Below are 22,132 nucleotides of genomic sequence, written 5' to 3' on the forward strand. Positions count from 1 at the left end.
GTTTAAGGCTCCCGGAATCCGGGACTTCGGCCGCCCCGCGGGCTTTATGTGGATTCGGCAACCAGCGAGGATTATGGCCGACATTCTCGCCGAAAACCTCTCCGGGAAAGCCGTGATGGGGTCGGACGGAACCGAACTGGGAATGCTGTACAACATCACGATGAACCTCAAGACGGGCGAACTCGTGGACTTGCTCGTCGAACCGAACGAGGAACTCACCACGGCGCTCGACTTCTCCCGGGACGACCGCGGGCACTACGAGATTCCGGTGGGTCGCGTGCAGGCGGTGAAGGACTACATCGTCGTCCGGCGATAGTGCGCGTCCTCGACTCGTCGGCGTTCATCGCGGGCTACGAGACTGACGACGATATCGCCACGATTCCGCTCGTCCGCGAGGAACTCACGGACGCCTCCATGTACCGCTTCGACGCGATGGAGGGCGGCGGGATGCGCGTTCACGTGCCGGACGAAGCTGCCGTGAACGCGGCGCGGCAGGCCGCCCGCCGCACCGGCGACCTCGACACGCTCTCCGACACCGACCTCCGCCTCGTCGCCGCCGCGCACGAACTCGACGCGACGCTCGTCACCGACGATTACGCGATGCAGAACGTCGCGTCCGACCTCGGCGTCCCCGTCGACGTGGTCCAGCAGGAGGGAATCACGGAGACTCGCGAGTGGGTGTTCCAGTGTCAGGGCTGCGGGCGGACGTTCGACGAGGACCGCGAGCGCTGTCCGGTCTGTGGGAGTTCGTTGACGCGAAAGAATCCGAGCTAGCGGGAGTCGAGCCCGAGATAGACGAGCTGCCGGAGCACTTCCTGCTCCGTGAGGTCGTGTTCGCTCGCGAGACGCTCTATCTCCGCGACCACCTCCTCGTCGTACACGGCGGACAGCTTCCGACCCATAAATGTGAATTAATGACGTGGGAATATAAGTCTCGGTCAGCCGGTCGTCCGCCCCGCGTCAGACGGTTATATAGATGAGGAGGAACTGCACGGCGTTGTAGACGCCGTGCGCCACTATCGGCGCGACGAGGTTCTTCGTACAGAGGTAGACCGCGCCGAGCACGAGCGAGACGCAAAACAGCTGGGTGAGCGAGGCGGCGACGGCGAGCGCCGGCGCGGTCGCGTACGCGAACACGTGCACGCCGGCGAACACCGCGCTCGCCACCACGACCGCCAGCCGGGGCGAGTAGTGGTCGTAGAGCGTTTTCTGGACGAACCCGCGCGCGAGCAGTTCCTCGCCCGGCGCGACGAACACGAGCGAGACGACGCTCATCACGAGCGCGATGGTCGGGTTCGCCTCGATACGCTCTTGGACGCCGTGACTCGCCGACGGCACGTCCAGCGCTGTGGTGAGCACGCCGAACGCCCAGAGCAGGCCGAGCATCGCGACGCCCGCGACGACGCCGACACCGACGGTGCGCGCGCTCGGCCGGGCGAGGTCGAAGAAGTCGAGCGGTCCGCCGCGAACGCGGTTCTCGCCGCGCACGCGAACCGCCGCGACCGCGACAGCGCCGATGACGACGCTCGCGAGCGCGGACTGCACGCCGTACGAGAGGCTCTCCGGGAGACCGGACGTGGCGGCCGCGCCGACCGCGCCCGCGACGGACCCGAGGAGGACGGCGCCGAGGCTGACGAGCGCGACGCGCGTCGTCGCCGCGTACGCGTCGAACCCCGCCATTATTCCACGCGCAACGACGGCGTCTCCGGGAGCGATTCGTCGCCGCGGAGCAGGCCGCGCGCGGCCTCCTTCCCCCATTCGACCGCGGGCTGCGTGAACGTCTCGACGCCGTAGAGTTCGCCGGCGAGCACGCACGCCGCCTCCATCCCGAACAGGAGGCCGCCGACGCTCGCCGCGTCGAGCGCGTCCAGTTCCACGCGGACGCTCGGACAGCCGGATTCAGCGAGACTCGCCTCCGTCGCGCGGAACTCCGCGTCGAGCAGGCTCCCGAGGCTCTCGCCGTCGAGGTAGTCGAGGTCCTCCAGGTCGGCGGCCGGAATCGGCACGCTCGGTCGGTCGCCCACCGTGACGAGGCTCACCAGCTTGTCGCGGGGGCCGGCGCGGTAGAGCTGGAGCTGGCTGTGCTGGTCGGTCGCGCCGAGCGCCCGCACCGGCGTCTGCCCGAGGCCGTCCTTCCCCAGCGACTCCGCCCAGAGTTGCGCGAACCACTCCGCGAACGTCTCCAGGCCTTCGGCGTACGGCATCACGGCGTTCACGCCCGCGCCCCGCACGTCGAGCGCGTACGCAGTTGCGCCGTACGCGTACGCCGGACAGTCGAACAGACTGCCCGACAGCGTTTCGCGCTCCTCGCGTGCGCCCGCGACGACGCTTTCGATGTCCACGCCGGCGAGCGCCGCGACCGGCAGCCCCACGGTGGAGAGCGCGGAGAACCGCCCCGGCACGCCCTTGGGCACGTCGAGCGCGGGGAGGTCGTGGGCGTCCGCGAGGTCGCGGAGGTTCCCGTCGGGGCCGGTGGTGACGAACGTCCGCGCCGTCCAGTCGACGCCTTCATCCGCCATCGCCTCGCGGACGACGAGGAAGTTCGCGAGCGTCTCGGCCGTCGTCCCCGACCGCGACACCACGTCCAGTACGGTCTCCGAGAGGTCGATGTCGTTGAGGAGGTCGGTGACGGCCGCGGGGTCGACGTTGTCGAGGAAGTGGGTGTCCGTGTCGTCGCCGAGCGCGTCACAGAGCGCGGCCGCGCCGAGCGCGCTCCCGCCGATTCCCACCGTGAGCACGGTGTCGGCGTCCGCGAACGGTTCGACGGCCGTCCGAATCCGTTCGGTGTCGACGGTCTCGGGGAGGTTCAGCGCGGCGTACCCGAACGCGTCGTCGTCCATGCCGGCGGCGATTCGGTCGTGCGCGTCCGCCACCCGGTCGTCCAGTCGGTCGAGCGCGTCCCGCGGGACGCCCGGCGTCGCCACCTCGGAGAGTGCCCTGCCCACGTCGACGTTCATACTCGCATCCCCGGCGCCCGCCGCCTTAACGCCCGCGATGGCCGCGAGCGAAACCCCGAAAAGCCGCCGGCCCCCAGTACGGGTATGAGTGAGAAGTCCGGCACGTTCCTCGTGACGCACGCGGACGAGGACTCCGCTGTGCTCGCGGACGTCCGCGACACCCACGTTCACACCCTCTCCTCGAACCCAGGCGTCGAGGCCGGCGAGGTCCTGGAGGCGACGGTGAGCCCCGACCCGCCGATGGAGGTGACGTGGTCGGTGACGGCGGTCGAAGACCGAACGAAAATCCCGGTGGAGCGAAGCGAGGAGCGCCCGACGACGCAGGCGTACGACCTCCACGACGACCTCGCGGAGGGCGACGTGACGACTACCGAGCGAGCGGGGACGGGCGAAGTGCACGTGCTCGCGGTGCCGCCCGCACAAACTGAGGACGCGGTCGCGGACGTCGAAGACGACCAGGCGACGCTCGAACGCGCCGCGCGCCTCGGGGTCAATCGGGTCGAAATCCGGTTCGATGCCGACGAGGGCGTGGTGAGCGTGCGCTACCTCCCCTGAAGGCGCGCTTCTAGTTCTCGCGAGACGCTGTCGAGGCGGGTCGTGCCGAACCACGCCACGAGGAGGCCGCCGAGCGCGTCGTACGCGAGGTCGACGATGGCGTCCTCGAGGCTGTAGACGACGAGGACGGGGCGGAAGCCGAACAGGATTGCGAGGTCGCGCGCGACGAACTCGGCGGTCTCCCAGAGCACGCCGAACCCGAGCGTCACGATGATGAGGAGGACGCCGATGAACGGCGGCGGCAGGTAGAGGCGGTCCGTGTGGAGGTCGACCGCGTGGACGGCGGCGTACGCCGCGCCGGCGGCGACGCCCGCGGAGAACGTGTGCGTGAGGTGGTCCCACCACACCAGCGTGTCGTAGAGACCGAGCATCCCCAGCGAGTGCAGAAGGACGGCGAGCGTCACCCAGAGCGCGGGCAGCGGGCCGAGCACGACGCCGTAGTCGCGTTCGAGGACGTTCGGGACGAGCGTCACGAGCAGGCCGAGGAGTGCGTTCACGGCGACGCTGGGGTTCCGCGTCACGACGCCGACGACGAACACGAGCGCGACGGCCGCCTGGAGGGCGTGCACGAGCGAGCGGGCGGTTCGAACCACTACCCTCGATTTGCACCGACCCTCACTTAAGTGTCCGCGAAAGCGCTAAGTTCTGTTCTCTCCTAAGCGACAGTATCATGATGGCGACGACGCACGCGCTCATCGGGTTCGCAATCGCGGTACTCGTGGCTCCCGACGCCGCGCCCGCCGTCCTCGCCGCCGGATTCGCCGGCGGCGCGTTCCCCGACCTCGACCTCTACGCCGGCCACCGGAAGACCCTGCACTTCCCGGTGTACTACGCGCTCCTCGCGCTCCCGCTCGGCCTGCTCGCCACGTTCGCGCCCGGGCCGTGGACGCTCGGCGCCGTCCTGTTCGTGGTCGCGGCCGCCGTTCACTCCGCGATGGACGCCTTCGGTGGTGGCCTCGAACTCCGGCCGTGGGAGGGCACGAGCGACCGCGCCGTCTACGACCACTTCAACGGCCGCTGGCTCCCGCCGCAGCGCTGGGTTCGCTACGACGGCGCGCCCGAAGACCTCGGCCTCGCCGCCGTCGCCGCAGTCCCCGTCGTCCTCGCGCTGTCAGGCGGCCTCGAACTCCTCGCGGTCGGCGCGCTCGCCGTCTCCGCCGGCTATGTCCTCGTGCGGAAACCGATGGTCGCCGTCGCCGAGTGGCTGGTCGCGCGCACGCCGCCGACCGTCCTTGACTACGTCCCGGAGCGGTTCGTTCAGGACCTCTAGGCCGTCCCGAAAACTCAACCCTTATCCACGGGGCTTGCGCAAACCGAACGTATGCCATCGTTCGAGGTCCCGGAGGTGGACTTCAGCCGGTACTCGAACCGCCAACTCCTCGTGCCACCGCTCGCCGCGCTCTTGGTGGCGTTGGTGGTTCTCGCCGGCGCGTTCGCCCTCACCGGGACACCGGTCCCCCTCGGAATCGAGTTCACGGGCGGGACCGAACTCACGGTCACGTCCCCCGCATCGCAATCAGCAGTCGTCTCGGCGTTCAGCGAGCACCCGCCGGAGGCCGTTCGCTCCATCCCCTCGCGGCCCGACACGTACGTGTTGACGTTCCAGGCGGAGACCGGACAGACGCAGGCCGCGCTCCAGGACTACATCCGTCAGCGCGTCGACTCCTCGTCCGTCCAGATGAGTCTCGAAGGCCTCCGCACCACGTCCGCGACGTTCGGCGCGAACAACCAAGAGTTCGCGCTCATCGGCCTCCTCATCGCGTTCGGCGGTATGAGCGCCATCGTCTTCATCCTCTTTCGCTCGTTCATCCCGAGCCTCGCCGTCGTGGCGTCCGCGTTCAGCGACATCGTAATTCCGCTCGCCCTCATGAACCTCTTCGGTATCTCGCTCTCCCTGGGAACGGTCGCCGCGCTCCTGATGCTCATCGGGTACAGCGTCGACTCCGACATCCTCCTCACGAACCACGTACTCAGGCGCTCCGGGAGCTTCTACGAGAGCGTCGACCGCGCGTTCAAGACCGGCGCGACGATGACGACCACGTCACTCATCGCGATGATCGTGATGACCATCGTCGCGTACGCGTTCGGCATCGAACTCCTGACCTCCATCGGGATGATACTCGCCTTCGGCCTCGCGACTGACCTGATGAACACCTACATGTTGAACCTCAGCCTGCTGCGCTGGTACAAGTACGAGGGGGTGGCGCGATGATTCGCGAGAACTGGCGCGTCGTCCTCCTCTGCGTGCTCGTCGTCGCCAGCGGTATCGCGCTGTTCGCGCCTGGCGTCGCGGGGAACGACGCCGGCACCGCGGCCGCGCAGCCGACGAACCTCCAGTACGGCATCCAGCTCGACGGCGGCACCCGCATCCGCGCGCCCGTCACCGGACTAACCGCCAGCGTCGACAACGTCACCGCAGACAACCAACTCGACGTACAGAACACCGTCGCGAGCGAACTCGGCCTCGAACAGAGCCAGGTTCGCGCCCGCACCAATCTCGACACGGTCGAGGTGTACGCTGACGTGAACGAGACGCCGTTCCGGAACGCGCTCGCCGCGACGAACCTCAGCGTGGAGAGCGTTCGCAGCGGGGTCACGCAGCCGACCCGGAACACCATCGTGGACGTCCTGCAGGACAAACTCGACCAGACGGGACTCGGCGGAACGACCGTCCAGCAGATAGAGTCCTCGCAGACCGGCGAGCACTACATCCTCGTCGAGGTCCCTGGCCAGAACGTTTCGAACGTCCGCCAGCTCGTCACCGAGCGCGGGAGCGTGCGCCAGGACGCGTACTTCCCGCGGAACGGCTCGATGGTGAACGAGACGGTGCTCACGTCGAGCGACCTCAAATCGGCGAGCATCGGCACGCCGTACCGCAGTCAGACGCTCGGTCCCGTCGTTCCGGTGACGCTCACGGAACCGGTCGCGCGGGACTTCGCGGCGGCGATGCAGGAGTACGGCTTCACGTCCGGCCAAGGCATCAGTAACTGTCAGTACCGGTCGAGTCCGAACGCGACCCAGTACTGCCTGCTCACGGTGAACGACGGCGAGGTCGTCTACTCGTCCTCGATGGGGTCGGACCTCGCGCGGAGCATGGAGAACGGTGACTTCGTGAAGAACCCGCAGTTCGTCATTCAGGCGGACTCGCTCGCGGACGCCCGCCAGCTCCAGATCGACCTGCGCGCCGGCGCGCTCCCCTCGACGCTCAACCTCGATAAGGGGACGACGTACTACATCTCGCCGAGCCTCGCGGAGCGGTTCAAGCCGCTGTCCTTCCTGACGGGACTCATCGCGGCGCTCGCGGTCGGACTCGTCGTCTACCTCCGCTACGGTGAGGCGCGGGTGGCGGTGCCGATGGTCGCGACCGCGCTCTGTGAGGTCGTCGTCCTGCTCGGGTTCGCGTCGCTCACGCAGTTAGCGCTCGACCTCTCACACATCGCGGGGTTCATCGCGGTCATCGGAACGGGGGTGGACGACCTCATCATCATCGCCGACGAGGTGATGACCGAGGAGGTGTCCTCCAGTCGCGTGTTCCAGAGTCGGTTCCGGAAGGCGCTCTGGATCATCGGTGCCGCGGCCGCGACGACCATCATCGCGATGAGTCCGCTCGCGTTCCTGAGCCTCGGCGACCTCCGCGGGTTCGCCATCGTCACCATCCTCGGCGTCCTCATCGGGGTGCTGGTGACGCGGCCGGCGTACGGTGACATCCTCCGCCGCCTCCTCACGGACAACCGCTAACCCGAACGCCTATTCTTCGACGCGCGCTTACGGTCGCCCATGTATGTGCGTCGCGCCGCCGCCAGCGCCACGATTAGCTCCACCGGCCTCGTCGTCGTCGCTGTCGTCGTCGCGCAAGTCCTCCGGGTCGAACTGTCGCTCGCGGGTCTGGCAGTGGCAGGGCTCGGCGGAGCCGTCGGCCTCGCGGTGGCGGCGCTCGGCTACGTCGTCTACCGATTCGAGTTCACGGTCCGACAGACCGTCCGCATCGCGGCCTGGAACCTGCTCGGCGTCGTCGTCATCACGCTCGCGCTCGTCCTCATCTACGGCTATCAGGACGCGCTCGGGTCGCCGCCCGCCGCGCCCGTGTTCACCGGCACCGTCCTCGTCGCTATCAGCTCGCTCGCGCACGTCCTCATCGGTATCAACGACGCGCGCCGCATCCGCGCCGGCGCGCTCGAACGCGAACGACAGAAGCTCTCCGTGCTCTCGCGGCTGGTGCGCCACGACCTCCGCACAATCAGCCAGTACCTGTACGGTGACGCGAGTCGCGCCCGCCACGCGGACACCCCCGAAGAGCGCGACGCGGTCGCGGACGACCTAGAGGAGACGGCGGCCGATTTGGGCGGCCTGCACGACAACCTCCAGACGCTCCGCAAACTCGTCGAAACGAACAGAACGGACGCCGAACACGTCGATATCGTCGACCTCGTCGGTGACGCGGTCATCGGCGCACGCCAGGACTACCCGGATGCGAGTATCGACCTCGACGCGCCGGAGTCCGCGCCGGCGGTCGCGGGCGAGTACGTCGAAAGCGCCGTGCGCGAACTCGTGGAGAACGCGATAGAGCACACGGACGGCCCCGTTTCGGTCGCCGTCACCCGCGAGGACGGCTGGGTGTCGGTCGCCGTGCAGGACGAGGGCGCCGGCGTGCCGGAGAGCGAGCGCGAAATCGTGCTCGGCGAGCGCGAGGTGACGCAGTTGCGGCACGCGAGCGGGCTGGGTCTCTGGGTGGCGAAGTGGGTGGCGGACGCCTACGACGGCGACCTCTCCTTTGACGACGGCGTCGTCCGCCTGCGGTTCAGAAGTCGCTGAGCTTCGCGTCCGTCGTGCCGGTGGCGTCCCGGTCGAACTCCGCGAGCTCCACGAACTCCAGGCCGGAATCCCGGAGCGCCCGCCGCACGCGCTCGGACGCGGAAGGAGCGACCAGCATTCCCCGAACTTCGTCGTTGTCCTCGTAGAGCGAGACGTACCGCTTCAGTTGGTCGAAGTGGTTGAGGGTCGCCTGGATGCGCTTCACCTCGATTACCACGGGGTTGCCGTCCGCGTCGGTGGCGAAGAAGTCGATGAAGCCGTACTTGGTCTCGCGTTCGTGTTCGACGATTCGCAAGCCGTCTTCGAGTTCGTTCGGATGGGCTTCGATGTAGGCGTGCATCTCGTCCTCGGTGCCCGATTCCTCGTACTCGGCGGCGTCGTCCGCGTCGTAGCGAGTGACACCGTAGGCGTCGATGAGTCGGACTTCGACGCGCTCGCGGGGGTTGACGCGGCGCGCGACGACGACGAGGTCGCCGTCGGACTCCCGAGCGGAGACGGTGCCGCCGGCGGGCATCCAGTTCACGGGCTTGTGGCCGTCCGGCTGATGCACGAGCAGGGTGCCGTCGGGCTTACACACGAGCAGGCGGTCGCCGGGACCGAGATAGCCGGAGGTGCGGCCGTCGTATTCGACCTCGCACTCGGCCTGCAGCGTCACTATCGCGCCCTCGTGGAGTCCGGTCTCCACGACGTTCGCGAGCGTCTCCGCGTCCGGGCTGTCGTAGTGCTCGGCCGCCATCTCTCGAGTGATGGCGCGCGGCCCGCTTAAGGAGTGCGTTCGAACGCTACACGTAACTCGGTCCGCGTCCACCACTCGGTCGTGCAGATAACGCTGTTCGGCTACGAGTTCGCGCTCGACGACGCGTCCGTGGACGCCTCGGAGGCCGCGGTCCGCGAGCAGCTCCGCGAGTACGAGGCCGGCGAGCGCCGCTCCTTCGATGTCGATATCGACTATCCCGATACGTTCACGGGCGACGTGATGCGGGCGATGGAACGGATTCCGTACGGCGAAACCCGGACGTACGGCGACCTCGCCGGCGAACTCGACACCGCCGCGGTCGCGGTCGGCCAAGCCTGCGGCCGCAACCCCGTCGCCGTCGTCGTGCCGTGTCATCGCGTCGTCGGTGCGGACGGCGGCCTCGGCGGGTACTCGGCGTCCGGCGGCACGGACGCGAAACGCCGCCTCCTCGAACACGAGGGAGCGCGCTGACCCCGCGTTATTTCTCGGTTCGTGCGCGTTCACGGGTATGTTCCCGGAAACGTTCGAGACGGACCGCCTGCGGTTCGAGCGACTCTGCCGCGACCGCGTCGACGTTCGCGAGTACTACGACCACGCTTCCCACCGGAACCCCAGCATCGAGCCCGAAACCCGGTACTTGCCGTGGAACCCGGTCGCGACGATGGGGGACGCCGCCGCCCGCATCGACGACTTCGCGGAGCAGTGGCGGGCGCGCGAGCGCGCGGAGTGGGTGATTCGCCCACGGTCGGGCGAGGACGGCGCGGGCGCGTTCGCCGGCACCGCGACCATCATCACCGAGTGGGAGAAAGATCTCGCCGTCCTCGGCGTCTGGCTGCGCGAACCGTTCTGGGGGCGGCGGTACTCCGGCGAGCGCGCGGACGCCCTCCTCGAAATCGCGTTCGACGCGCTGGACGTGGGTTGCGTCGCGATTCCCGTGCACGGCGAGAACGAGAAGTCGCGGCGCGCGGTCGAGCGATACGTCGAGCGCCACGGCGGCCGCTACGAGGGCAGACTCCGCCACCACGCCGGTCGCTTCGACGAACCCGCTGACCACCACCGGTTCTCCATCACGCGCGCCGAGTACGACGCCTAGAACTCCGCGAGCGCGGACTGCTCGGCCGCCGCGAGCACGTCCTCGCACGTGCTCCACGACGACCGCGCGCACGCCGGGAGGTCCCCCTGTTCGCGGACGTACTCGGCGAGGAACTCCCTGGTACGCGGGTCGCTCGGGTAGCCGCTTCCCACGTCGCCGTACTCGTCCGCGAGCGTCTCGACGTGCGCGTCCCGCGCGACCTTCGCGACGACGCTCGCCGCCGCCACCAGCGCGTAGGCGTCGTCCGCGCCGTGCTCCGCGTCGACCGACACCTCGTCGTCGGCCGTCTCGCGAACGCGCGCGGCGAACCGCTCCTCGGACGTGTCGCCGGCGTCCACGATTCCCCGGCCGTCCGCGCTCGCGGCGTCTGCGGCGTTCGCGGCGTCGATAGCCGCGGCGTGCGCGTTCACGGTGAGCGTGTTCATGTCGGTCGCGGGGTCGTCGATGCGGTCGACCGGGATTTCGGCCACGCCGATTCGGACGCCGTCGCGAGCGCGGAGCGCGGCGTCGAGTTCTTCGCGTCGGTCGGGGCTGAGTTTCTTCGAGTCCCGGAGCCCGTCCGGGAGGTCTCGGGGGTCGGCGACGACGCACGCGGCGAACATCGACCCGAGCACGGGCCCCTTCCCGGCCTCGTCCACGCCGAACCTATACATCGAGGAAGAACTCGTCGCGCTCGAACGGCTCGTTTTCGCCCTCGACGGCGACCACGTCGAGCGCCGTCACGACCGCGGGCGTGTCGAGGAGTCCGGCGAGGCTCGGGGTCGTTCGGCCGTCGTCGCCGCTCACGAGTTCTTTGATGTAGAGACCGCCCTCGCCGAGCACCTCGACGGTCGCGTGCGTCTCGTCCGATAGGTCGCCGGAGATGTCGAGCACCGTGCGCTCCCGCACCTTGTCCGCGCGGCGGTGGGAGACGCGTTCGGGCGTGCGCTGCTCGACGGTCGCGCCGTCGAGGTCGTCGAGCGCGGCCGCGAAGTCCTCGGGGTCGACGGGCGCGTCGAACTCGATTTCGGCCCGGTAGGTCTTGTCCGCGTCGTGTTCCTTCACGCGCTCGACCATCTCGTAGGTCGCGAGCCGCAGCCCCTCGACTTCGGCCTTCCCGCCCGCGAACGCGTTGATTTCCCCCTCCAAGTCGTCGGCGTCGAGCAGTCGCTTCTCGGGGTTCTTCACTTCGACGACGAACGGCCGGCCCGTCCCGAGCATCAGCGCGTCGATGTCCTCCCTGCCTGCGCCGTGGAACTTCGACTCCGTGCCGTCCATCGCGTCCTCCACGACGGGCGCGGTCAGTTGTTCGACGCTCAGCGGATACTGGTAGCCCGTGCCCTTGCAGGTCGGACACACCGTGTCGTCGCGCAACCCGCCGCCGCCGCAGTCGCCACAGGGCCACTCCGTCTGCGGGATGCCGCGCGCGAGCTTTCGATACCGTCCGTAGACGAACGCGGGGTTCACCTGCACGTCCACCGCGCCGTCGTCGAGGTCGACGACCGCGAGCACGTCCGGCCGGTCGAAGTCCACGTCCGCGCCCGTCTGCTGCCCGACGCGCTTGCCGACCTCGCGGTTGAACTCGGACTTGAACGCCTCGCCCGCGTCCGCATCGAGGCCCGCGGACTCCCGGAGGAGGCGTTCGTTCTCCTCGACCAGCGGCGGCGTCCGCGTGCCGACCTGGTAGGACGCGAACTCCGTGTCCCCGAGTTCGTCCGCGATGCGCTCGGCCCACTCGTCGAACTCGCTCGACAAGCCCTCACACACCCAGCAGTCCTCCCCGGGTTCGTAGGGGTCGTCGTCGTCGATGGCGGCCGCCGTCCGCAGCGCACGTCCGCGCTCGCGGTTCGTCAACCCGAAACTCCGCTCCGCGAAACACCGCCCCAGGCAGGGGTCGCAGACCGGGCCTTCGGCCACGACCGCGCGCGCGTCCTCGATAACACTCATACCTCGATTTCGGCCGGACGCCCACGTAGCCCTTTCGACGCACCTTTGCGAGCACGCCCGAACCCACGGGTATGCGCGAGTTCATCGTCCTCGGCCACGACGCCCCCACGGACGCCGAGTTCTCCCTCGATTCGCTCCCGAACGCCGGCCGCCTCGACCTCCTCTGTCGCTGCATCGGCTCCGGTCTCTTCCTCAGTCACGACATCCGCGACGCCGTCCAAGTCCACCTCGTCCTCCAGGACGAACTCACCGTGCGCTTCGACTCCCGCGACCTCCGGAACGCCCGGCCCGACGAACGCAACCTCGCCGGGCTCGTCCGGAACGCGTTGGACCACAAGAACGAGGCCATCGGCCACCGGGAAGCCGAACCCAGCCCCGGCGTGTTCCTCTCCAAACGCGGCCTCGAACCCACGCTCGACCGCATCGCCGACCGAGCTACCGTCGCCCACCTCCACGAGGACGGCCAGCCACTCGCCGACGCCGAACCCCCCGAACACCCCGCGTTCGTCCTCTCCGACCACAACGACTTCACCCCCACAGAAGCAGACCTCATCGCCGAGCACGCCGACCAACGCGTCCGCGTCGGCCCGCACGCAATCCACGCCGACCACACAATCGCCGTCGCGAACAACTACCTCGACACCGACGCCTACACCACCTACTAGCCCGCTTCGGAAGGGTTAAAGGCAAACCAGACCGTACGAGAAAACGCGGGCCGGTGGGGTAGCTTGGTATCCTTCGGCCTTCGGGTGGCCGTAACCGCGATTCAAATTCGCGCCGGCCCACTACACATATACCCCTTTTCCCGCATTCACTGACACGTAGCGGCCGCTCTACGAGGTGGTCCGCGTGAGCACTCAGGCTCACGACGACACACCCATCTGCGATTACTGCGGCGGCTACATCCGACACCGCGGGCAACTTTGCCCCGCACTCGACAACGGGGTGTGCCGCCCGTGACGTGCTACTGCGACGGCCCACCCGTCCGCCAGCACGACGAACGCAACAACCCCTACTGCGGCCGCTGTGGCGCGATGCTCACCAGCGCAACGAACGACGCATGGAGGGGGCCATGATTCCGCTCGACTTCATCAGCGAACGCGACGACGAGACGGAGTCCTGGACGCGGAGCGACCCACTCCACGCCGTCATCCGCCCCCACAACGGAGCCACCTGGGACGTGAAACTCCCCGGCGGCGACTGGCACGAAGTCCACATCCGTCGTGAACGCGGCGCGTGGAGCGGCACGTGCGACTGCAAGGGCTGGGAGTACCGCGACAGCCATCGCTCCCCCTGCGCCCACCTCTGCGCGCTCCGACGCGCCCACTGGACGGCCGAGAACCAACCCACCGACCCCGCCGGCCGCGACACCTACGGCAACCACGTCCACATCCCCGACGCCGGCGACGACCTCGACGACACTGACCCCACCGCGTCCGCCGCTCGCGCCGACGGTGGCCGCATCGTCGAACCCGAGCCCGTCGAGCGGCCCGCTGACCTGCAGATGGAACCGAGGTGGACGGGCCGATGACTGGCCTCGCACGCGCACACCTGCCCGCGCACGAGTCTGGCAGCACGACAGGGGAGGGGGCTTCATACATACTGTCGAACCCCGCCCCGTCCCTGTGTTACGACCGTAATAATCGGGGGTGTCTGTAGCGTGGGTCGTATGAACTCCGCGCCGACCTCCCGCGTCAGTGTCTCCGGCATCCCCGACGACACTCTCGACGAACTCGACGCGCTCGCCGAGGCCGAAGACAAGAGCCGGAGCGAGAAGATTGTCGAACTCATCGAGGCCGAAGTCGGTGAACGCCTCCCGGACGACAACGACGAGTACCGACCGAGTGACCCGTCGCTGAACACCGTCTACTCGGTCGCGGTCGACCACGCGAAACAGCACCAGCTCCGGTTCGACCTCCACAAGAGCAAGATGGCGACCGAGACCGGAATCCCCGCCACTGCGCTCCGCGGGTATCTCGTCTCCCTCCAGCGCGAGGGCTACGTGAAACACCAGATGGGCGACGCGCTCGGCTCCGGCTCAGACGCCGACTTCTGGCGCATCAAGCCGCTCTGCGCGAACCCACGCGCATGGCGGTACTCCGAGGTCTACGACCCCGAGTACGTCGCACAACTCGAAGCGATGACCCCCGAGGAAACGCTCGACAGCCTCGAAAGCGCCGAACCCGCGCGAAGCCAGGCCGACGACTGAACCGTTCTTTCTCTCATTTTGGTATCGAATCCGTTGCAGGAACTTCTTGACGCTGCTAAACTTGCCCAGATTGAGATTACGCGTCGTCTAAGCTGATCCCCAATTCGTTTTCTAACGTACTCCGGTCACGAACTTCGTAACTTTGCGCTGTTTGATAGTGGGAATCGCCCTGGTCAAGGTAGTCTTGCGCAGTGCTATCGCGATTCCGGGCGTAGGCGGCCATCGCCACTTGATAATCGCCGACAGCTGATGTGAGCGCGTAGGCGTTCTGATAGGTGTCATCGCACCAGTTCGAAACCGAAGTCTCATTCAATTCCTCTGCACGTGACTTTGCCGCCTCGAAATTTGTAGCAGCGGAATCAAAATAGCCTGCTGCTACGTTGAACTCTGCGCGAGCAGAAGAGTAGCTCTCTTCCTGGGCGTAGGATAGTCCACTGTTGTATTTGTCAACTCCGTTGTTATAGCTTGTAAGTCCGTAACTGTAGAGGTACAGTACTTGCCGATCCTTCGAACCGTCTAAATCAGAGCGCAGACCCTCAATCTCGTCTGACTGAGTGGACACCTCCGATTCCAGGGACGAAATTTGGGTCGACTGGTTCTCGATCTGATTTTCGAGTTCAGCGATTTCTCCGGACTTTTTCTCCAGCTGGTTCTCCATATCCTCGATTTCACTAGTGCTCTTAACGGTATACCCCAGGCACCCGGCTAGTGACGATGCTGCGAGCGTCCCGCCAACGGCTGTCAAGAACTGGCGTTTTTGCATACGGCATCAATCACGGACACCGCATAAAAATTCCAGGATGGCCGACACGTATCAGCGTTCGTGTCGGCTCCAGATCGGTTCCTAACCTTAGACGACGGCGGCTTCTTGTTTTTCGTGACCCGGTTCGTCAAGCAGGGACATCGAGGCGGCCGCGCGTAATCGCGCGAACTCGTCGAGGCCGACCTCGTTCGTCGCCGTCACGACCCACGCCCCGGTTCCAACTGATTCAACACGTAGACTACAACTCTCGATGGAGCCGTCCTCCGCGATCAAACCGAGTTCGCGGAGATCGTCCTTCGGCAGCGTCACCCCTGCCGAGTTCGACCCCACATTCACGAGGCAGTTAATCGCCATTACAGCCGTTCTTTCCCGATATAATACCATAAAACCCCGTTCTGTCACAACATCCCCAGACCCCCGTCTCGATATTCCGAGGGACTAGATTCCACGAACCCCCTCTACGGCGTGTGATGCACCCTACAACCACACACGTTACCCGCGCTCGCGATGCCTGACGTGAAACGCACCCAGGAGGGCAACACCTTCTGGACGGCTACCGTGCGCTACGAACACGACTTCGAGACCATCGAGGACGACTACATCGCACCCGAACGCGTCCAGAACGTCGCGCAGGGAGCGCGCGTTCGCCTCGGACGCACACCCGACGGCTCACACCTCGTTCACGAAGTCCAGGTGCCGTGCGCGGCGCTTCGCTCCGAATCGCACGTCCGCCAGCTCGCCACAACCGTCACCGACGCCGTCGAATCGTGACCCAAACCCAGACGTTCGAGCCTACGACCACGACGACCGCGCGACGAAGGGCGAAGTGAAGTCGTGTCACCGTACTATCGGCGACACCTACCCGGAAGCCGGTCGTTTCCGCGTTCGTCGCGACCAGCATCGCAGTCTCACCGTCTCGAACGCACACGCGACCGCTTGGTATATCTTCGTCCTGTTCGACGAAGACGAGAACCAGATCACACTCCAGCGCCGTCGCCCGTCCACCGTGACCCGCCTCGTCGAGGAGCGCGGCGGCTGGAACCACGCCGGGCACGCCGAGTTCGAGTACCAGCACAAGCTCCCAATCGACACCGTCATCGACGTATGAGCGACCGCATCGCCGACGAACCCTGTGACGACTGCGGCCGGCCCGCCTACGAACACGAACGCGAGCGTACCCGCCAGGAAGACGGCCAGTACGTCTTCCGCTACATCTGCCCCGAATGACCGACCCCTACACCTGTCCCGTCGACGACTGCGAATTCGGCGAGGGCGTCGAGAAAAGCCGCGCCCAGGTCACCCAGCATATCCGGATGACCGACGACGGCGTCCACGACCTCGACGAACTCTCTCCCGAACCACTCGAAGACGCCGATACCGACGACGAACCCGACAACACCACAAACGAAGACGAATCGACGGAGACAGGCGACGAAATCCATGAATCCGACAGTACCACCGCTCCCGCTGACGCTTCCAGGACGCCCGACGAATCGACTGACGAAAGCGACGACGAATCCCAGGAAAGCGACGAGATGCCGACACAGGAAGAACTAGCCCGGCAACGCGAGAACACGACGCCGAGCACCGAAACGAACGACACCAGCAACGAAGACCCGCCCGACGGCACTCCCGATTCGACGCCGTCGCCCGATTTCTCGATGCCAAGCGTCGACACCACGACCCTCCTCTGGGGAGCCTTTCTGCTCGTCGCCTTCCTCACGATCTATCTCGCGCTCCGCAAGCGCTCGAACGACGAGACGGAAGTCGTCGAACCCACATCGGGCGTCGAGGACGAAGACGACGAGTCTATCGAGAGCCCCGACGATATGGATGGAGGGCTAGTCTGAATGGCGGACGCAGCCGACAAGCTCCTGCACGCGGTCGCGAAGGGCGCAGTCGACGGTCTCACCGATGCCGCCGACCTCCGCGGGCAGAAAGAGCGCGCGTACACCGACCGGAACCTCCTCGCCGTCGCCTTCGCCACCTACCGCTATCCGAACTCAGGCTGGTATCTTCCGGATGAATCCGACGAGAGCGCCGAGTGGCCGGTCGTCTGGGCCGCCACACCGGATGGCAACGTCTCCTGGCACGTACCGCCGGCGTACGTCGAAGTTCTTCGACTCTCACTCCTCGACGAGACCGAACCGCCGGGCGGCTACAGCGGCTACGACCGTCGCGAGAAGAACGACCGACTTCTGACGGCGATTCTTCGAGACAGCGTGACTGAACTCGACGATTCCACCCGCGACGAACTCCTTGTATGACAACCGACACAGACACCCCAAGCGACGACGCACCGGGCCCGGAATCGCTCGACACCGACGACTCGGATGTCGAACCGGACGCCGAGAACGCCGACGAACAGCCCGCGCTCGACGACGACGAGATGGCCGACCTCGCCGGTATCGGCGAGGAGATCGAGGACGACCTCGACGACGCCGAACCCGACGACGGCGACGAGACAAGCGACGAAATCGAGTCGGCTGGCGAATCGAGCGAGTCGACGCCGTCCGGCGACCGGCGGAAGTGGGGCGACATGTACTGCAACATCGCCGTCACCGCTACCGAATCTCTCATCGAGGGGCTTGACGGCGACGCCGAAGTCTCCGGTGACGACCTCCGCGACCTTGACGTCGACGACGCGTTCAACGAGATGATGGCCGAACGCGGCCGTCCCGAGGACGTGCCACCCCAGCAGTGGGTGTTCATGGGAACCGCGATGTTCGTCGTCGGCAACGTTGTCGCGCAGACGGACGTTCTCGAACGTCTCCTTGACGATGTTTAGGGAATCCATGATGAAGAGGGCGCTCAAGTCCGTCACTCCCTCCGAGATGCCGCAAGCCCAGGCGCTCGCCAGCATCCTCTCCGCGAGCGAGTACCAGCTCTTCCAAGCTATCGACCGCCTCGTCGACGCCGCGGACGCTGGCGAGTTCGGCGTCAGTCAAACCGCTGAAGCGCGCCGGGACGAACTACTCTCGATGGCCGATGCGTTCTCCGACGGCGAGTTCGACACCTGGTGGTGGGAGAACGTCGCCCCGGACTTCCTCGACAACCCCCAGAAAGCACGGCAGAGCGCTGGCCTCTCGAAAGACCAGTGGCAGGACCGGATGTCGACATGGGCAGAGACCTACCGTGAGCGCGCCGGCCCCGAACACGCCGTCCAGTCGATGACCGACGCGCAGGTCGCCGCGTTCCATGTTGAGGACACGTTCGGCGTCGATCTCGACACTTTCAGCGACGAAGTCGTCGAATGGGATCGCGTCGAACACGCCGAGGGCCTCGCTCGGAAGAACCTGCAGGCGGCGGTCGGAACCATCCACCAGGTCGCAGCACACCTCGAACGCGACGACACCGACAGCGCTGACGCGTGACGCACGCCGTGCTCGCCGCGAAGACGGGCTGGGGGAAATCCTGGTTCTGTCAGGTGTACACGGAAGCGAACCTCCAGTCCGTCGAGTACGCCGTCGTTCTCGACTACAAGGACGAGTATCGCGGCTTGGCGAAATCCGGGTTCGCACGCTGGATGGGCGTCGGCGACCACGAAGCCACGCTCGACGCGAGCGCGTGGACGACAGCGCTCGAAGACAACCGGAAGCTCATCCTCGCGCGCGCCGGACTCCGCTCGGAGACCTGGCAGGAGGTCGCCGCGAACGTCGTCCGTGCCGCCCGCGAGATCGACGGTACGGCGCTCGTCGTCATCGACGAAGCACATTTCGTCGCCCCGCAACGCGGCGGGTTTCCGGAAGAAGTCGAAGGTCTCGCGACGACCGGCCGCGGGGAAGGCGTCTCCTCGCTCTGGGTGACCCAGCGTCCGGCGAAGCTCGACGAAACCATCCTCGCGCAGATGGATCGCACCGTTCTCGGCGGCTTCAAGAGTGACGCCGACCTCGACAAGATCTCCGGCTACATCGAGTATCCGAAGGAGTTCCACAACGCGAACACGCGCCGTGTCTCCGGGCCCGTCCCCGACGACCTCCGCGTTGATGGCGAACCACTCGCACTTCGACGATTCACGGACGACGCCGACCACACGGTCGGCTCGGAGTGGATTCGAAGCGACGACGGCGACTTCGAGCGCGTCGACACCCGCGATAAGTCCATGCAATCGACTCACTACGGCCCCGAGGGCCACAAGCTCGCAGACCCCTGATGCCGAAGCAACGCGAGGACATCACGCTCTACGGCGAACCCGCGGAGGCGTTCCGGGACGCTCGCTCTCGACTGGAAGACCGCTGGGGGTTCGAGCCGACGAAGTCGCAGGTAGTCGCCTATATCCTCGGGGAGTCAGACCTCTGACGGCGGTCGGCAACCCATAGCCACCCCACGCCACCCGTGACCCGTCGCGGCCCGGTACCGCCGTGCTGGGCCGCTTGAGCCGTCACGAAGCCAACGCGACTAGAGTCGGATGGAATGGCATCCAACCTGACCACGCAGTTCGACACCCTACTCGACGCAGACGAGTGGGAGAGCATCGCCGCGACCCTCGCGGGCTATCTCGCCCCGACGGTCGCACGCAACGTTATCGAAGGCTCCGCGCCGTTCGACATCCCCGACGAAGCCTACGGCCTCGCTGTGATGTTCGGCGCTGGATACTCGCCGATGTACACGCGAGAGATCCAGGTCGGCGGCGGCCTCTACACCGCCGACAAGGCGATGGAGCGCTTCGGTCTCAAGCAGACGGTCACCAACCTGGGGGCCTAACTGATGACGAAACAGCTCAGCAACATCAGTAACATCGCGACCGAGAAGCAGAACGTCACCGGCCAGCTGACGCCCGTTCTCGAAATCAGTCCCGAGGACGGCCGCGCGCTCGTCATCCGCGGGCAGGTCGCGCAGGGAAGCGAGGACGGCATCCCCATCTACGCCGACCTCCGTGACTCCAACGGTGACCCCCTCCCGACGAACACCGCCATCGCCCTCGAGTACGAAGCACCCTCGATGGACAAGGCGGACACCGTCTCCTACGTTCAGGACAACATCCGCTCGTACAACAGCCTCAGCATCGACGAGCAGCAGAACGTCGACAACATCGACGCCATCAAACACGTTCTCAAGGGCACGAAGGAAGCGAAAGAAGACGACCGTTTCCCAGCCGTCCAGGTGCGCGACATCGACAACCTCTACGTCAGTCTGAAGGGCGACACGCAGATCGACTGGACGCAGAGCGCGCTCTACGTCGACAAGAACGCCGTTCGGTACGTCTCGTAAAATGGCGAATCCGGTTCAGAAGGCCGTCCGCCAGCTTGAGCAGGTGCCGACGGCCCACAACACGCTCTCCGCGTCCGACTTCGAGACCGCGGATGTGGTTGCCGGTGAACGCACGAAGGTCGCGTCTCATCAGTTCAATCGGCCGGTCGCCGTCAAGGACGACGAGACGTACAACATCGACCTCATCGCGCACGAACGCCGGACGAGCGACGGCACCACCGGCACCCAGGAGCAGTTCACGCTTTCGCACAACCTCATCGAGTCGCCGTCGATTCCGGTCGATGTCGTCGCGTTCGAGGGCGGCAGTCGGCTCACCGTCGATTCCGTCGACTACGACGCGGACACGGTGTCCGTGACCCCGGCGAACGCGAACAGCGACATCGACATCTTCTACGTCAGCGGCGACCAGGCGCATCTCGAGATTCGGAAGACCGCGCCGAACGGCACGTTCGAGACCATTGACGAGTCCGACATCGGTCTCGCGAACCGCCGGAACCAGAACAAGACGCCGCTCCGATTCGACTTCGATCACCCCCTTCAGGGCGTGATTCCGACCGACTGGAGTCTCGACATCTACGTCGACGGCCCCTACGAGGTCGTGTGGTCGATGGACAACGGCGCGAGCGCGACGAACCAGCTCGTCTCCATTCCCATTGAGCGCAGCGAGCGGGAGATCCCCGACTGGGTAGAAGACGTTATCGCCCAGGTCGCGGCGACCCAGTAACCCGCAATGCAGGGCGGATTGGTTAGCGAAACCGCCGGCGGCATGCACATCATGTCGACAGCGTCGGACGCGAATGCGAACGATAGTGGCCTCGATGGGGGTAACAGCAACCAGGCTACTGCGAGCTTCGCGACCGATGTGGATGTCGACGCCGCGAGTCTTGACAGTCATCTCGATTCGTTCTTCGACGCGTCCGGCTGGACGCGCGAGGACGTGATGGTCGTCGCCGCGGGGATTCAGATTCTGATGTGGATGGCACTCCTCTACCTGGAGGTGTCCGAACGGTGAACACGGACCGCGTCGACATCGACGAGATGGACGACGAAGAGCGCGAGAGGGCGGCCCGCGAGGCCGGCCTTCTCCGCGACGACGAGGAAGACTGATGGACCCGGTACCGAAGCCGGATCCGAGCGACGCGCCCGTCCACGAGACGGAATCCGTCGCGCTCGAACCCGGGCAGAAGGCAACCATCACGATGTCGCCGTCGACGAGCGGGAACCTCCACTACATCCCGACCATCGCGGTTTCGAAGTACTCGGGCGCGACCTACGCGGTCGCCGTCGACGGTACGAGTCGGTTCGGCCCGGCGGCGATGCCGCCGACCGACCCCGACAACGCCCAGGTCACGTTCCTGCCATGTCTCCAGCTCCGCAGGGAGCTGACGGTGACGGTGAAGGACGTGCGGGCGACGGGGAGCGAGCGCGAGTATCTCGTCCAGGTCATCGGGTGGGAGGGCTAAGATGCCTCTCGGAACGAACTCCCGCGTCAGCGAAATCGCGGGCCGAGGCAGCGATGAGGACTCCCTCCAGGTGCCTGCCGACGACATCAGCGGTGGTGTCGTGGCGGAGATTGGCAACGTCAGCGCGTTCACCCTCTACCTCCACGCAGAAGGCGCGGTGACGGTGACGGTCGAGTTCTCGCCGGATGACAGCGAGAACTGGTACGAGGCGGATGAGTCGCCTATCGAGTTCTCCGAGGCGGGGGATTCGGCGACGAATATCGCGTACAAGATGACGCACGTTCGCGTGACCGGGTTGAACTCGACGCCCGTGCGAGCACAACTAAGAGAAGTAGTCTAACATGGCAGAATGGCCTAACAACTCGAAATCGGAGGAAGAGGTACAGAACGAGAGTCTCATATGGAGT

36 protein-coding genes and 1 tRNA gene are annotated in these 22,132 nt (G+C 66.4%); 28 read left to right on the forward strand and 9 right to left on the reverse strand.

The window, feature by feature from the left end:
• The first annotated feature begins 73 nt into the window (after positions 1–73).
• Together ACOZ4O_RS09535 and ACOZ4O_RS09540 are read left to right on the forward strand one after the other, a co-directional pair.
• On the forward strand, positions 74–316 hold the full coding sequence (locus ACOZ4O_RS09535) for a PRC-barrel domain-containing protein (protein ID WP_424525077.1): 243 nt from the start codon (positions 74–76) through the stop codon (positions 314–316).
• Complete coding sequence (locus ACOZ4O_RS09540) at positions 316–774, forward strand: NOB1 family endonuclease (protein WP_424525078.1); 459 nt, start codon at positions 316–318, stop codon at positions 772–774. The genes ACOZ4O_RS09535 and ACOZ4O_RS09540 overlap by 1 nt, the downstream gene beginning before the upstream one ends.
• Here the strand turns inward: ACOZ4O_RS09540 and ACOZ4O_RS09545 are convergent.
• Genes ACOZ4O_RS09545 through ACOZ4O_RS09555 form a run of 3 tightly spaced genes read right to left on the reverse strand, consistent with a single transcriptional unit; the run spans position 771 to position 2,957 of the window.
• Entirely contained in the window at positions 771–902 is a 132-nt protein-coding gene (locus tag ACOZ4O_RS09545; protein WP_424525079.1) for a CopG family transcriptional regulator, read from the reverse strand. The genes ACOZ4O_RS09540 and ACOZ4O_RS09545 overlap by 4 nt on opposite strands.
• 58 nt (positions 903–960) lie before the next feature.
• Positions 961–1,680: a lysostaphin resistance A-like protein gene (locus ACOZ4O_RS09550; RefSeq protein WP_424525080.1), complete on the reverse strand. Its 720-nt coding sequence runs from the start codon at positions 1,678–1,680 to the stop codon at positions 961–963.
• A complete protein-coding gene (locus tag ACOZ4O_RS09555) occupies positions 1,680–2,957 on the reverse strand; it encodes a glucose-6-phosphate isomerase (protein ID WP_424525081.1) in 1,278 nt (425 codons plus the stop codon). Before ACOZ4O_RS09555 ends, ACOZ4O_RS09550 begins: the two co-directional genes overlap by 1 nt.
• Before the next feature lie 84 nt (positions 2,958–3,041).
• On the opposite strand from ACOZ4O_RS09555, the gene ACOZ4O_RS09560 reads away from it, so the two are divergent.
• Positions 3,042–3,512, forward strand: a complete 471-nt coding sequence (locus ACOZ4O_RS09560) for a DUF5812 family protein (RefSeq protein WP_424525082.1) — start codon at positions 3,042–3,044, stop codon at positions 3,510–3,512.
• Here the strand turns inward: ACOZ4O_RS09560 and ACOZ4O_RS09565 are convergent.
• The gene (locus tag ACOZ4O_RS09565; protein ID WP_424525083.1) at positions 3,500–4,105 is read right to left on the reverse strand and encodes a hypothetical protein; all 606 of its coding nucleotides are present in this window, start codon (positions 4,103–4,105) and stop codon (positions 3,500–3,502) included. The genes ACOZ4O_RS09560 and ACOZ4O_RS09565 overlap by 13 nt on opposite strands.
• An 80-nt stretch (positions 4,106–4,185) precedes the next feature.
• Here ACOZ4O_RS09565 and ACOZ4O_RS09570 point away from each other — a divergent pair, with 80 nt between their 5' ends.
• Genes ACOZ4O_RS09570 through ACOZ4O_RS09585 form a run of 4 tightly spaced genes read left to right on the forward strand, consistent with a single transcriptional unit; the run spans position 4,186 to position 8,324 of the window.
• Positions 4,186–4,782 (forward strand): metal-dependent hydrolase, encoded by a 597-nt coding sequence (locus ACOZ4O_RS09570; protein ID WP_424525084.1) that lies wholly within the window; start codon positions 4,186–4,188, stop codon positions 4,780–4,782.
• Between the two features lie 51 nt (positions 4,783–4,833).
• Entirely contained in the window at positions 4,834–5,724 is an 891-nt protein-coding gene (gene secF / locus ACOZ4O_RS09575) for a protein translocase subunit SecF (RefSeq protein WP_424525085.1), read from the forward strand.
• On the forward strand, positions 5,721–7,250 hold the full coding sequence (locus ACOZ4O_RS09580) for a preprotein translocase subunit SecD (protein ID WP_424525086.1): 1,530 nt from the start codon (positions 5,721–5,723) through the stop codon (positions 7,248–7,250). The genes secF and ACOZ4O_RS09580 overlap by 4 nt, the downstream gene beginning before the upstream one ends.
• Before the next feature lie 39 nt (positions 7,251–7,289).
• Complete coding sequence (locus ACOZ4O_RS09585) at positions 7,290–8,324, forward strand: sensor histidine kinase (RefSeq protein WP_424525087.1); 1,035 nt, start codon at positions 7,290–7,292, stop codon at positions 8,322–8,324.
• On the opposite strand, the gene nucS is transcribed toward ACOZ4O_RS09585, so the two are convergent.
• Positions 8,311–9,060, reverse strand: a complete 750-nt coding sequence (nucS, locus tag ACOZ4O_RS09590; RefSeq protein WP_424525088.1) for an endonuclease NucS — start codon at positions 9,058–9,060, stop codon at positions 8,311–8,313. The two genes, ACOZ4O_RS09585 and nucS, sit on opposite strands and share 14 nt — an antisense overlap.
• 93 nt (positions 9,061–9,153) lie before the next feature.
• Between nucS and ACOZ4O_RS09595 the strand changes: the two genes are divergently transcribed.
• Entirely contained in the window at positions 9,154–9,531 is a 378-nt protein-coding gene (locus ACOZ4O_RS09595; RefSeq protein ID WP_424526164.1) for a methylated-DNA--[protein]-cysteine S-methyltransferase, read from the forward strand.
• 37 nt (positions 9,532–9,568) lie between these two features.
• A complete protein-coding gene (locus ACOZ4O_RS09600) occupies positions 9,569–10,153 on the forward strand; it encodes a GNAT family N-acetyltransferase (RefSeq protein WP_424525089.1) in 585 nt (194 codons plus the stop codon).
• On the opposite strand, the gene rnhB is transcribed toward ACOZ4O_RS09600, so the two are convergent.
• Positions 10,150–10,806, reverse strand: a complete 657-nt coding sequence (rnhB, locus tag ACOZ4O_RS09605; RefSeq protein ID WP_424525090.1) for a ribonuclease HII — start codon at positions 10,804–10,806, stop codon at positions 10,150–10,152. The genes ACOZ4O_RS09600 and rnhB overlap by 4 nt on opposite strands.
• Positions 10,799–12,079, reverse strand: a complete 1,281-nt coding sequence (locus ACOZ4O_RS09610; protein WP_424525091.1) for a tRNA pseudouridine(54/55) synthase Pus10 — start codon at positions 12,077–12,079, stop codon at positions 10,799–10,801. Before ACOZ4O_RS09610 ends, rnhB begins: the two co-directional genes overlap by 8 nt.
• 71 nt (positions 12,080–12,150) lie before the next feature.
• Here ACOZ4O_RS09610 and trmY point away from each other — a divergent pair, with 71 nt between their 5' ends.
• The 4 genes from trmY to ACOZ4O_RS09630 all read left to right on the forward strand — a co-directional run bounded on the left by trmY (position 12,151) and on the right by ACOZ4O_RS09630 (position 14,288).
• Positions 12,151–12,744 carry a tRNA (pseudouridine(54)-N(1))-methyltransferase TrmY gene (trmY, locus tag ACOZ4O_RS09615; protein ID WP_424525092.1) on the forward strand — a complete coding sequence of 198 codons (594 nt, stop codon included), beginning with the start codon at positions 12,151–12,153 and terminating at the stop codon, positions 12,742–12,744.
• Positions 12,745–12,791: 47 nt separating this feature from the next.
• Positions 12,792–12,864, forward strand: a tRNA-Pro gene (locus ACOZ4O_RS09620).
• A gap of 287 nt (positions 12,865–13,151) precedes the next feature.
• Positions 13,152–13,610, forward strand: a complete 459-nt coding sequence (locus tag ACOZ4O_RS09625; protein ID WP_424525093.1) for a hypothetical protein — start codon at positions 13,152–13,154, stop codon at positions 13,608–13,610.
• A gap of 138 nt (positions 13,611–13,748) precedes the next feature.
• Positions 13,749–14,288, forward strand: a complete 540-nt coding sequence (locus ACOZ4O_RS09630) for a CopG family ribbon-helix-helix protein (RefSeq protein WP_424525094.1) — start codon at positions 13,749–13,751, stop codon at positions 14,286–14,288.
• 76 nt (positions 14,289–14,364) lie between these two features.
• On the opposite strand, the gene ACOZ4O_RS09635 is transcribed toward ACOZ4O_RS09630, so the two are convergent.
• Positions 14,365–15,051, reverse strand: coding sequence for a hypothetical protein (locus ACOZ4O_RS09635; protein ID WP_424525095.1), 687 nt, complete (start codon positions 15,049–15,051; stop codon positions 14,365–14,367).
• Positions 15,052–15,138: 87 nt separating this feature from the next.
• A complete protein-coding gene (locus ACOZ4O_RS09640; RefSeq protein WP_424525096.1) occupies positions 15,139–15,405 on the reverse strand; it encodes a hypothetical protein in 267 nt (88 codons plus the stop codon).
• A 153-nt stretch (positions 15,406–15,558) separates the two neighbouring features.
• Here ACOZ4O_RS09640 and ACOZ4O_RS09645 point away from each other — a divergent pair, with 153 nt between their 5' ends.
• The 15 genes from ACOZ4O_RS09645 (at position 15,559) to ACOZ4O_RS09715 (ending at position 22,065) form a co-directional block, all read left to right on the forward strand.
• Positions 15,559–15,822 carry a hypothetical protein gene (locus ACOZ4O_RS09645; protein WP_424525097.1) on the forward strand — a complete coding sequence of 88 codons (264 nt, stop codon included), beginning with the start codon at positions 15,559–15,561 and terminating at the stop codon, positions 15,820–15,822.
• 55 nt (positions 15,823–15,877) lie between these two features.
• Entirely contained in the window at positions 15,878–16,159 is a 282-nt protein-coding gene (locus ACOZ4O_RS09650) for a hypothetical protein (protein WP_424525098.1), read from the forward strand.
• A complete protein-coding gene (locus tag ACOZ4O_RS09655; protein ID WP_424525099.1) occupies positions 16,156–16,278 on the forward strand; it encodes a hypothetical protein in 123 nt (40 codons plus the stop codon). Before ACOZ4O_RS09650 ends, ACOZ4O_RS09655 begins: the two co-directional genes overlap by 4 nt.
• Entirely contained in the window at positions 16,275–16,901 is a 627-nt protein-coding gene (locus ACOZ4O_RS09660; protein ID WP_424525100.1) for a hypothetical protein, read from the forward strand. Before ACOZ4O_RS09655 ends, ACOZ4O_RS09660 begins: the two co-directional genes overlap by 4 nt.
• Complete coding sequence (locus ACOZ4O_RS09665; protein WP_424525101.1) at positions 16,902–17,318, forward strand: hypothetical protein; 417 nt, start codon at positions 16,902–16,904, stop codon at positions 17,316–17,318. It abuts the gene before it with no gap.
• Positions 17,315–17,839, forward strand: a complete 525-nt coding sequence (locus ACOZ4O_RS09670) for a hypothetical protein (protein WP_424525102.1) — start codon at positions 17,315–17,317, stop codon at positions 17,837–17,839. The genes ACOZ4O_RS09665 and ACOZ4O_RS09670 overlap by 4 nt, the downstream gene beginning before the upstream one ends.
• Positions 17,840–17,849: 10 nt before the next feature.
• Positions 17,850–18,425: a hypothetical protein gene (locus tag ACOZ4O_RS09675; RefSeq protein WP_424525103.1), complete on the forward strand. Its 576-nt coding sequence runs from the start codon at positions 17,850–17,852 to the stop codon at positions 18,423–18,425.
• Positions 18,422–19,204: an ATP-binding protein gene (locus tag ACOZ4O_RS09680; protein ID WP_424525104.1), complete on the forward strand. Its 783-nt coding sequence runs from the start codon at positions 18,422–18,424 to the stop codon at positions 19,202–19,204. The genes ACOZ4O_RS09675 and ACOZ4O_RS09680 overlap by 4 nt, the downstream gene beginning before the upstream one ends.
• Positions 19,204–19,350 (forward strand): hypothetical protein, encoded by a 147-nt coding sequence (locus ACOZ4O_RS09685; RefSeq protein WP_227261378.1) that lies wholly within the window; start codon positions 19,204–19,206, stop codon positions 19,348–19,350. Before ACOZ4O_RS09680 ends, ACOZ4O_RS09685 begins: the two co-directional genes overlap by 1 nt.
• Before the next feature lie 114 nt (positions 19,351–19,464).
• Positions 19,465–19,755, forward strand: coding sequence for a hypothetical protein (locus tag ACOZ4O_RS09690; RefSeq protein WP_424525105.1), 291 nt, complete (start codon positions 19,465–19,467; stop codon positions 19,753–19,755).
• 3 nt (positions 19,756–19,758) lie between these two features.
• Positions 19,759–20,262, forward strand: a complete 504-nt coding sequence (locus tag ACOZ4O_RS09695; protein ID WP_424525106.1) for a hypothetical protein — start codon at positions 19,759–19,761, stop codon at positions 20,260–20,262.
• Position 20,263: 1 nt separating this feature from the next.
• Entirely contained in the window at positions 20,264–20,986 is a 723-nt protein-coding gene (locus ACOZ4O_RS09700; RefSeq protein ID WP_424525107.1) for a hypothetical protein, read from the forward strand.
• Positions 20,987–21,037: 51 nt separating this feature from the next.
• The gene (locus tag ACOZ4O_RS09705; RefSeq protein ID WP_424525108.1) at positions 21,038–21,274 is read left to right on the forward strand and encodes a hypothetical protein; all 237 of its coding nucleotides are present in this window, start codon (positions 21,038–21,040) and stop codon (positions 21,272–21,274) included.
• Positions 21,275–21,368: 94 nt separating this feature from the next.
• Positions 21,369–21,725 (forward strand): hypothetical protein, encoded by a 357-nt coding sequence (locus ACOZ4O_RS09710; RefSeq protein ID WP_424525109.1) that lies wholly within the window; start codon positions 21,369–21,371, stop codon positions 21,723–21,725.
• A 1-nt stretch (position 21,726) separates the two neighbouring features.
• Entirely contained in the window at positions 21,727–22,065 is a 339-nt protein-coding gene (locus ACOZ4O_RS09715) for a hypothetical protein (RefSeq protein WP_424525110.1), read from the forward strand.
• The last annotated feature ends 67 nt before the right edge of the window (positions 22,066–22,132 follow it).

This window comes from Salarchaeum japonicum (genome assembly GCF_049705945.1).
GTDB classification, from domain to species: Archaea; Halobacteriota; Halobacteria; order Halobacteriales; family Halobacteriaceae; genus Salarchaeum; species Salarchaeum japonicum_A.

Bases quoted from the DNA above. Each gene is read 5' to 3' on its own strand.
- ACOZ4O_RS09535 (WP_424525077.1), top strand. From the start codon at position 74: ATGGCCGACATTCTCGCCGAAAACCTCTCCGGGAAAGCCGTGATGGGG.
- ACOZ4O_RS09545 (WP_424525079.1), bottom strand. From the start codon at position 902: ATGGGTCGGAAGCTGTCCGCCGTGTACGACGAGGAGGTGGTCGCGGAG.
- ACOZ4O_RS09550 (WP_424525080.1), bottom strand. From the start codon at position 1,680: ATGGCGGGGTTCGACGCGTACGCGGCGACGACGCGCGTCGCGCTCGTC.
- ACOZ4O_RS09555 (WP_424525081.1), bottom strand. From the start codon at position 2,957: ATGAACGTCGACGTGGGCAGGGCACTCTCCGAGGTGGCGACGCCGGGC.
- ACOZ4O_RS09560 (WP_424525082.1), top strand. From the start codon at position 3,042: ATGAGTGAGAAGTCCGGCACGTTCCTCGTGACGCACGCGGACGAGGAC.
- ACOZ4O_RS09570 (WP_424525084.1), top strand. From the start codon at position 4,186: ATGGCGACGACGCACGCGCTCATCGGGTTCGCAATCGCGGTACTCGTG.
- secF (WP_424525085.1), top strand. From the start codon at position 4,834: ATGCCATCGTTCGAGGTCCCGGAGGTGGACTTCAGCCGGTACTCGAAC.
- ACOZ4O_RS09580 (WP_424525086.1), top strand. From the start codon at position 5,721: ATGATTCGCGAGAACTGGCGCGTCGTCCTCCTCTGCGTGCTCGTCGTC.
- ACOZ4O_RS09585 (WP_424525087.1), top strand. From the start codon at position 7,290: ATGTATGTGCGTCGCGCCGCCGCCAGCGCCACGATTAGCTCCACCGGC.
- nucS (WP_424525088.1), bottom strand. From the start codon at position 9,060: ATGGCGGCCGAGCACTACGACAGCCCGGACGCGGAGACGCTCGCGAAC.
- ACOZ4O_RS09600 (WP_424525089.1), top strand. From the start codon at position 9,569: ATGTTCCCGGAAACGTTCGAGACGGACCGCCTGCGGTTCGAGCGACTC.
- rnhB (WP_424525090.1), bottom strand. From the start codon at position 10,806: ATGTATAGGTTCGGCGTGGACGAGGCCGGGAAGGGGCCCGTGCTCGGG.
- ACOZ4O_RS09610 (WP_424525091.1), bottom strand. From the start codon at position 12,079: ATGAGTGTTATCGAGGACGCGCGCGCGGTCGTGGCCGAAGGCCCGGTC.
- trmY (WP_424525092.1), top strand. From the start codon at position 12,151: ATGCGCGAGTTCATCGTCCTCGGCCACGACGCCCCCACGGACGCCGAG.
- ACOZ4O_RS09625 (WP_424525093.1), top strand. From the start codon at position 13,152: ATGATTCCGCTCGACTTCATCAGCGAACGCGACGACGAGACGGAGTCC.
- ACOZ4O_RS09630 (WP_424525094.1), top strand. From the start codon at position 13,749: ATGAACTCCGCGCCGACCTCCCGCGTCAGTGTCTCCGGCATCCCCGAC.
- ACOZ4O_RS09635 (WP_424525095.1), bottom strand. From the start codon at position 15,051: ATGCAAAAACGCCAGTTCTTGACAGCCGTTGGCGGGACGCTCGCAGCA.
- ACOZ4O_RS09640 (WP_424525096.1), bottom strand. From the start codon at position 15,405: ATGGCGATTAACTGCCTCGTGAATGTGGGGTCGAACTCGGCAGGGGTG.
- ACOZ4O_RS09645 (WP_424525097.1), top strand. From the start codon at position 15,559: ATGCCTGACGTGAAACGCACCCAGGAGGGCAACACCTTCTGGACGGCT.
- ACOZ4O_RS09655 (WP_424525099.1), top strand. From the start codon at position 16,156: ATGAGCGACCGCATCGCCGACGAACCCTGTGACGACTGCGGCCGGCCC.
- ACOZ4O_RS09660 (WP_424525100.1), top strand. From the start codon at position 16,275: ATGACCGACCCCTACACCTGTCCCGTCGACGACTGCGAATTCGGCGAG.
- ACOZ4O_RS09665 (WP_424525101.1), top strand. From the start codon at position 16,902: ATGGCGGACGCAGCCGACAAGCTCCTGCACGCGGTCGCGAAGGGCGCA.
- ACOZ4O_RS09670 (WP_424525102.1), top strand. From the start codon at position 17,315: ATGACAACCGACACAGACACCCCAAGCGACGACGCACCGGGCCCGGAA.
- ACOZ4O_RS09675 (WP_424525103.1), top strand. From the start codon at position 17,850: ATGAAGAGGGCGCTCAAGTCCGTCACTCCCTCCGAGATGCCGCAAGCC.
- ACOZ4O_RS09685 (WP_227261378.1), top strand. From the start codon at position 19,204: ATGCCGAAGCAACGCGAGGACATCACGCTCTACGGCGAACCCGCGGAG.
- ACOZ4O_RS09690 (WP_424525105.1), top strand. From the start codon at position 19,465: ATGGCATCCAACCTGACCACGCAGTTCGACACCCTACTCGACGCAGAC.
- ACOZ4O_RS09695 (WP_424525106.1), top strand. From the start codon at position 19,759: ATGACGAAACAGCTCAGCAACATCAGTAACATCGCGACCGAGAAGCAG.
- ACOZ4O_RS09700 (WP_424525107.1), top strand. From the start codon at position 20,264: ATGGCGAATCCGGTTCAGAAGGCCGTCCGCCAGCTTGAGCAGGTGCCG.
- ACOZ4O_RS09705 (WP_424525108.1), top strand. From the start codon at position 21,038: ATGTCGACAGCGTCGGACGCGAATGCGAACGATAGTGGCCTCGATGGG.
- ACOZ4O_RS09710 (WP_424525109.1), top strand. From the start codon at position 21,369: ATGGACCCGGTACCGAAGCCGGATCCGAGCGACGCGCCCGTCCACGAG.
- ACOZ4O_RS09715 (WP_424525110.1), top strand. From the start codon at position 21,727: ATGCCTCTCGGAACGAACTCCCGCGTCAGCGAAATCGCGGGCCGAGGC.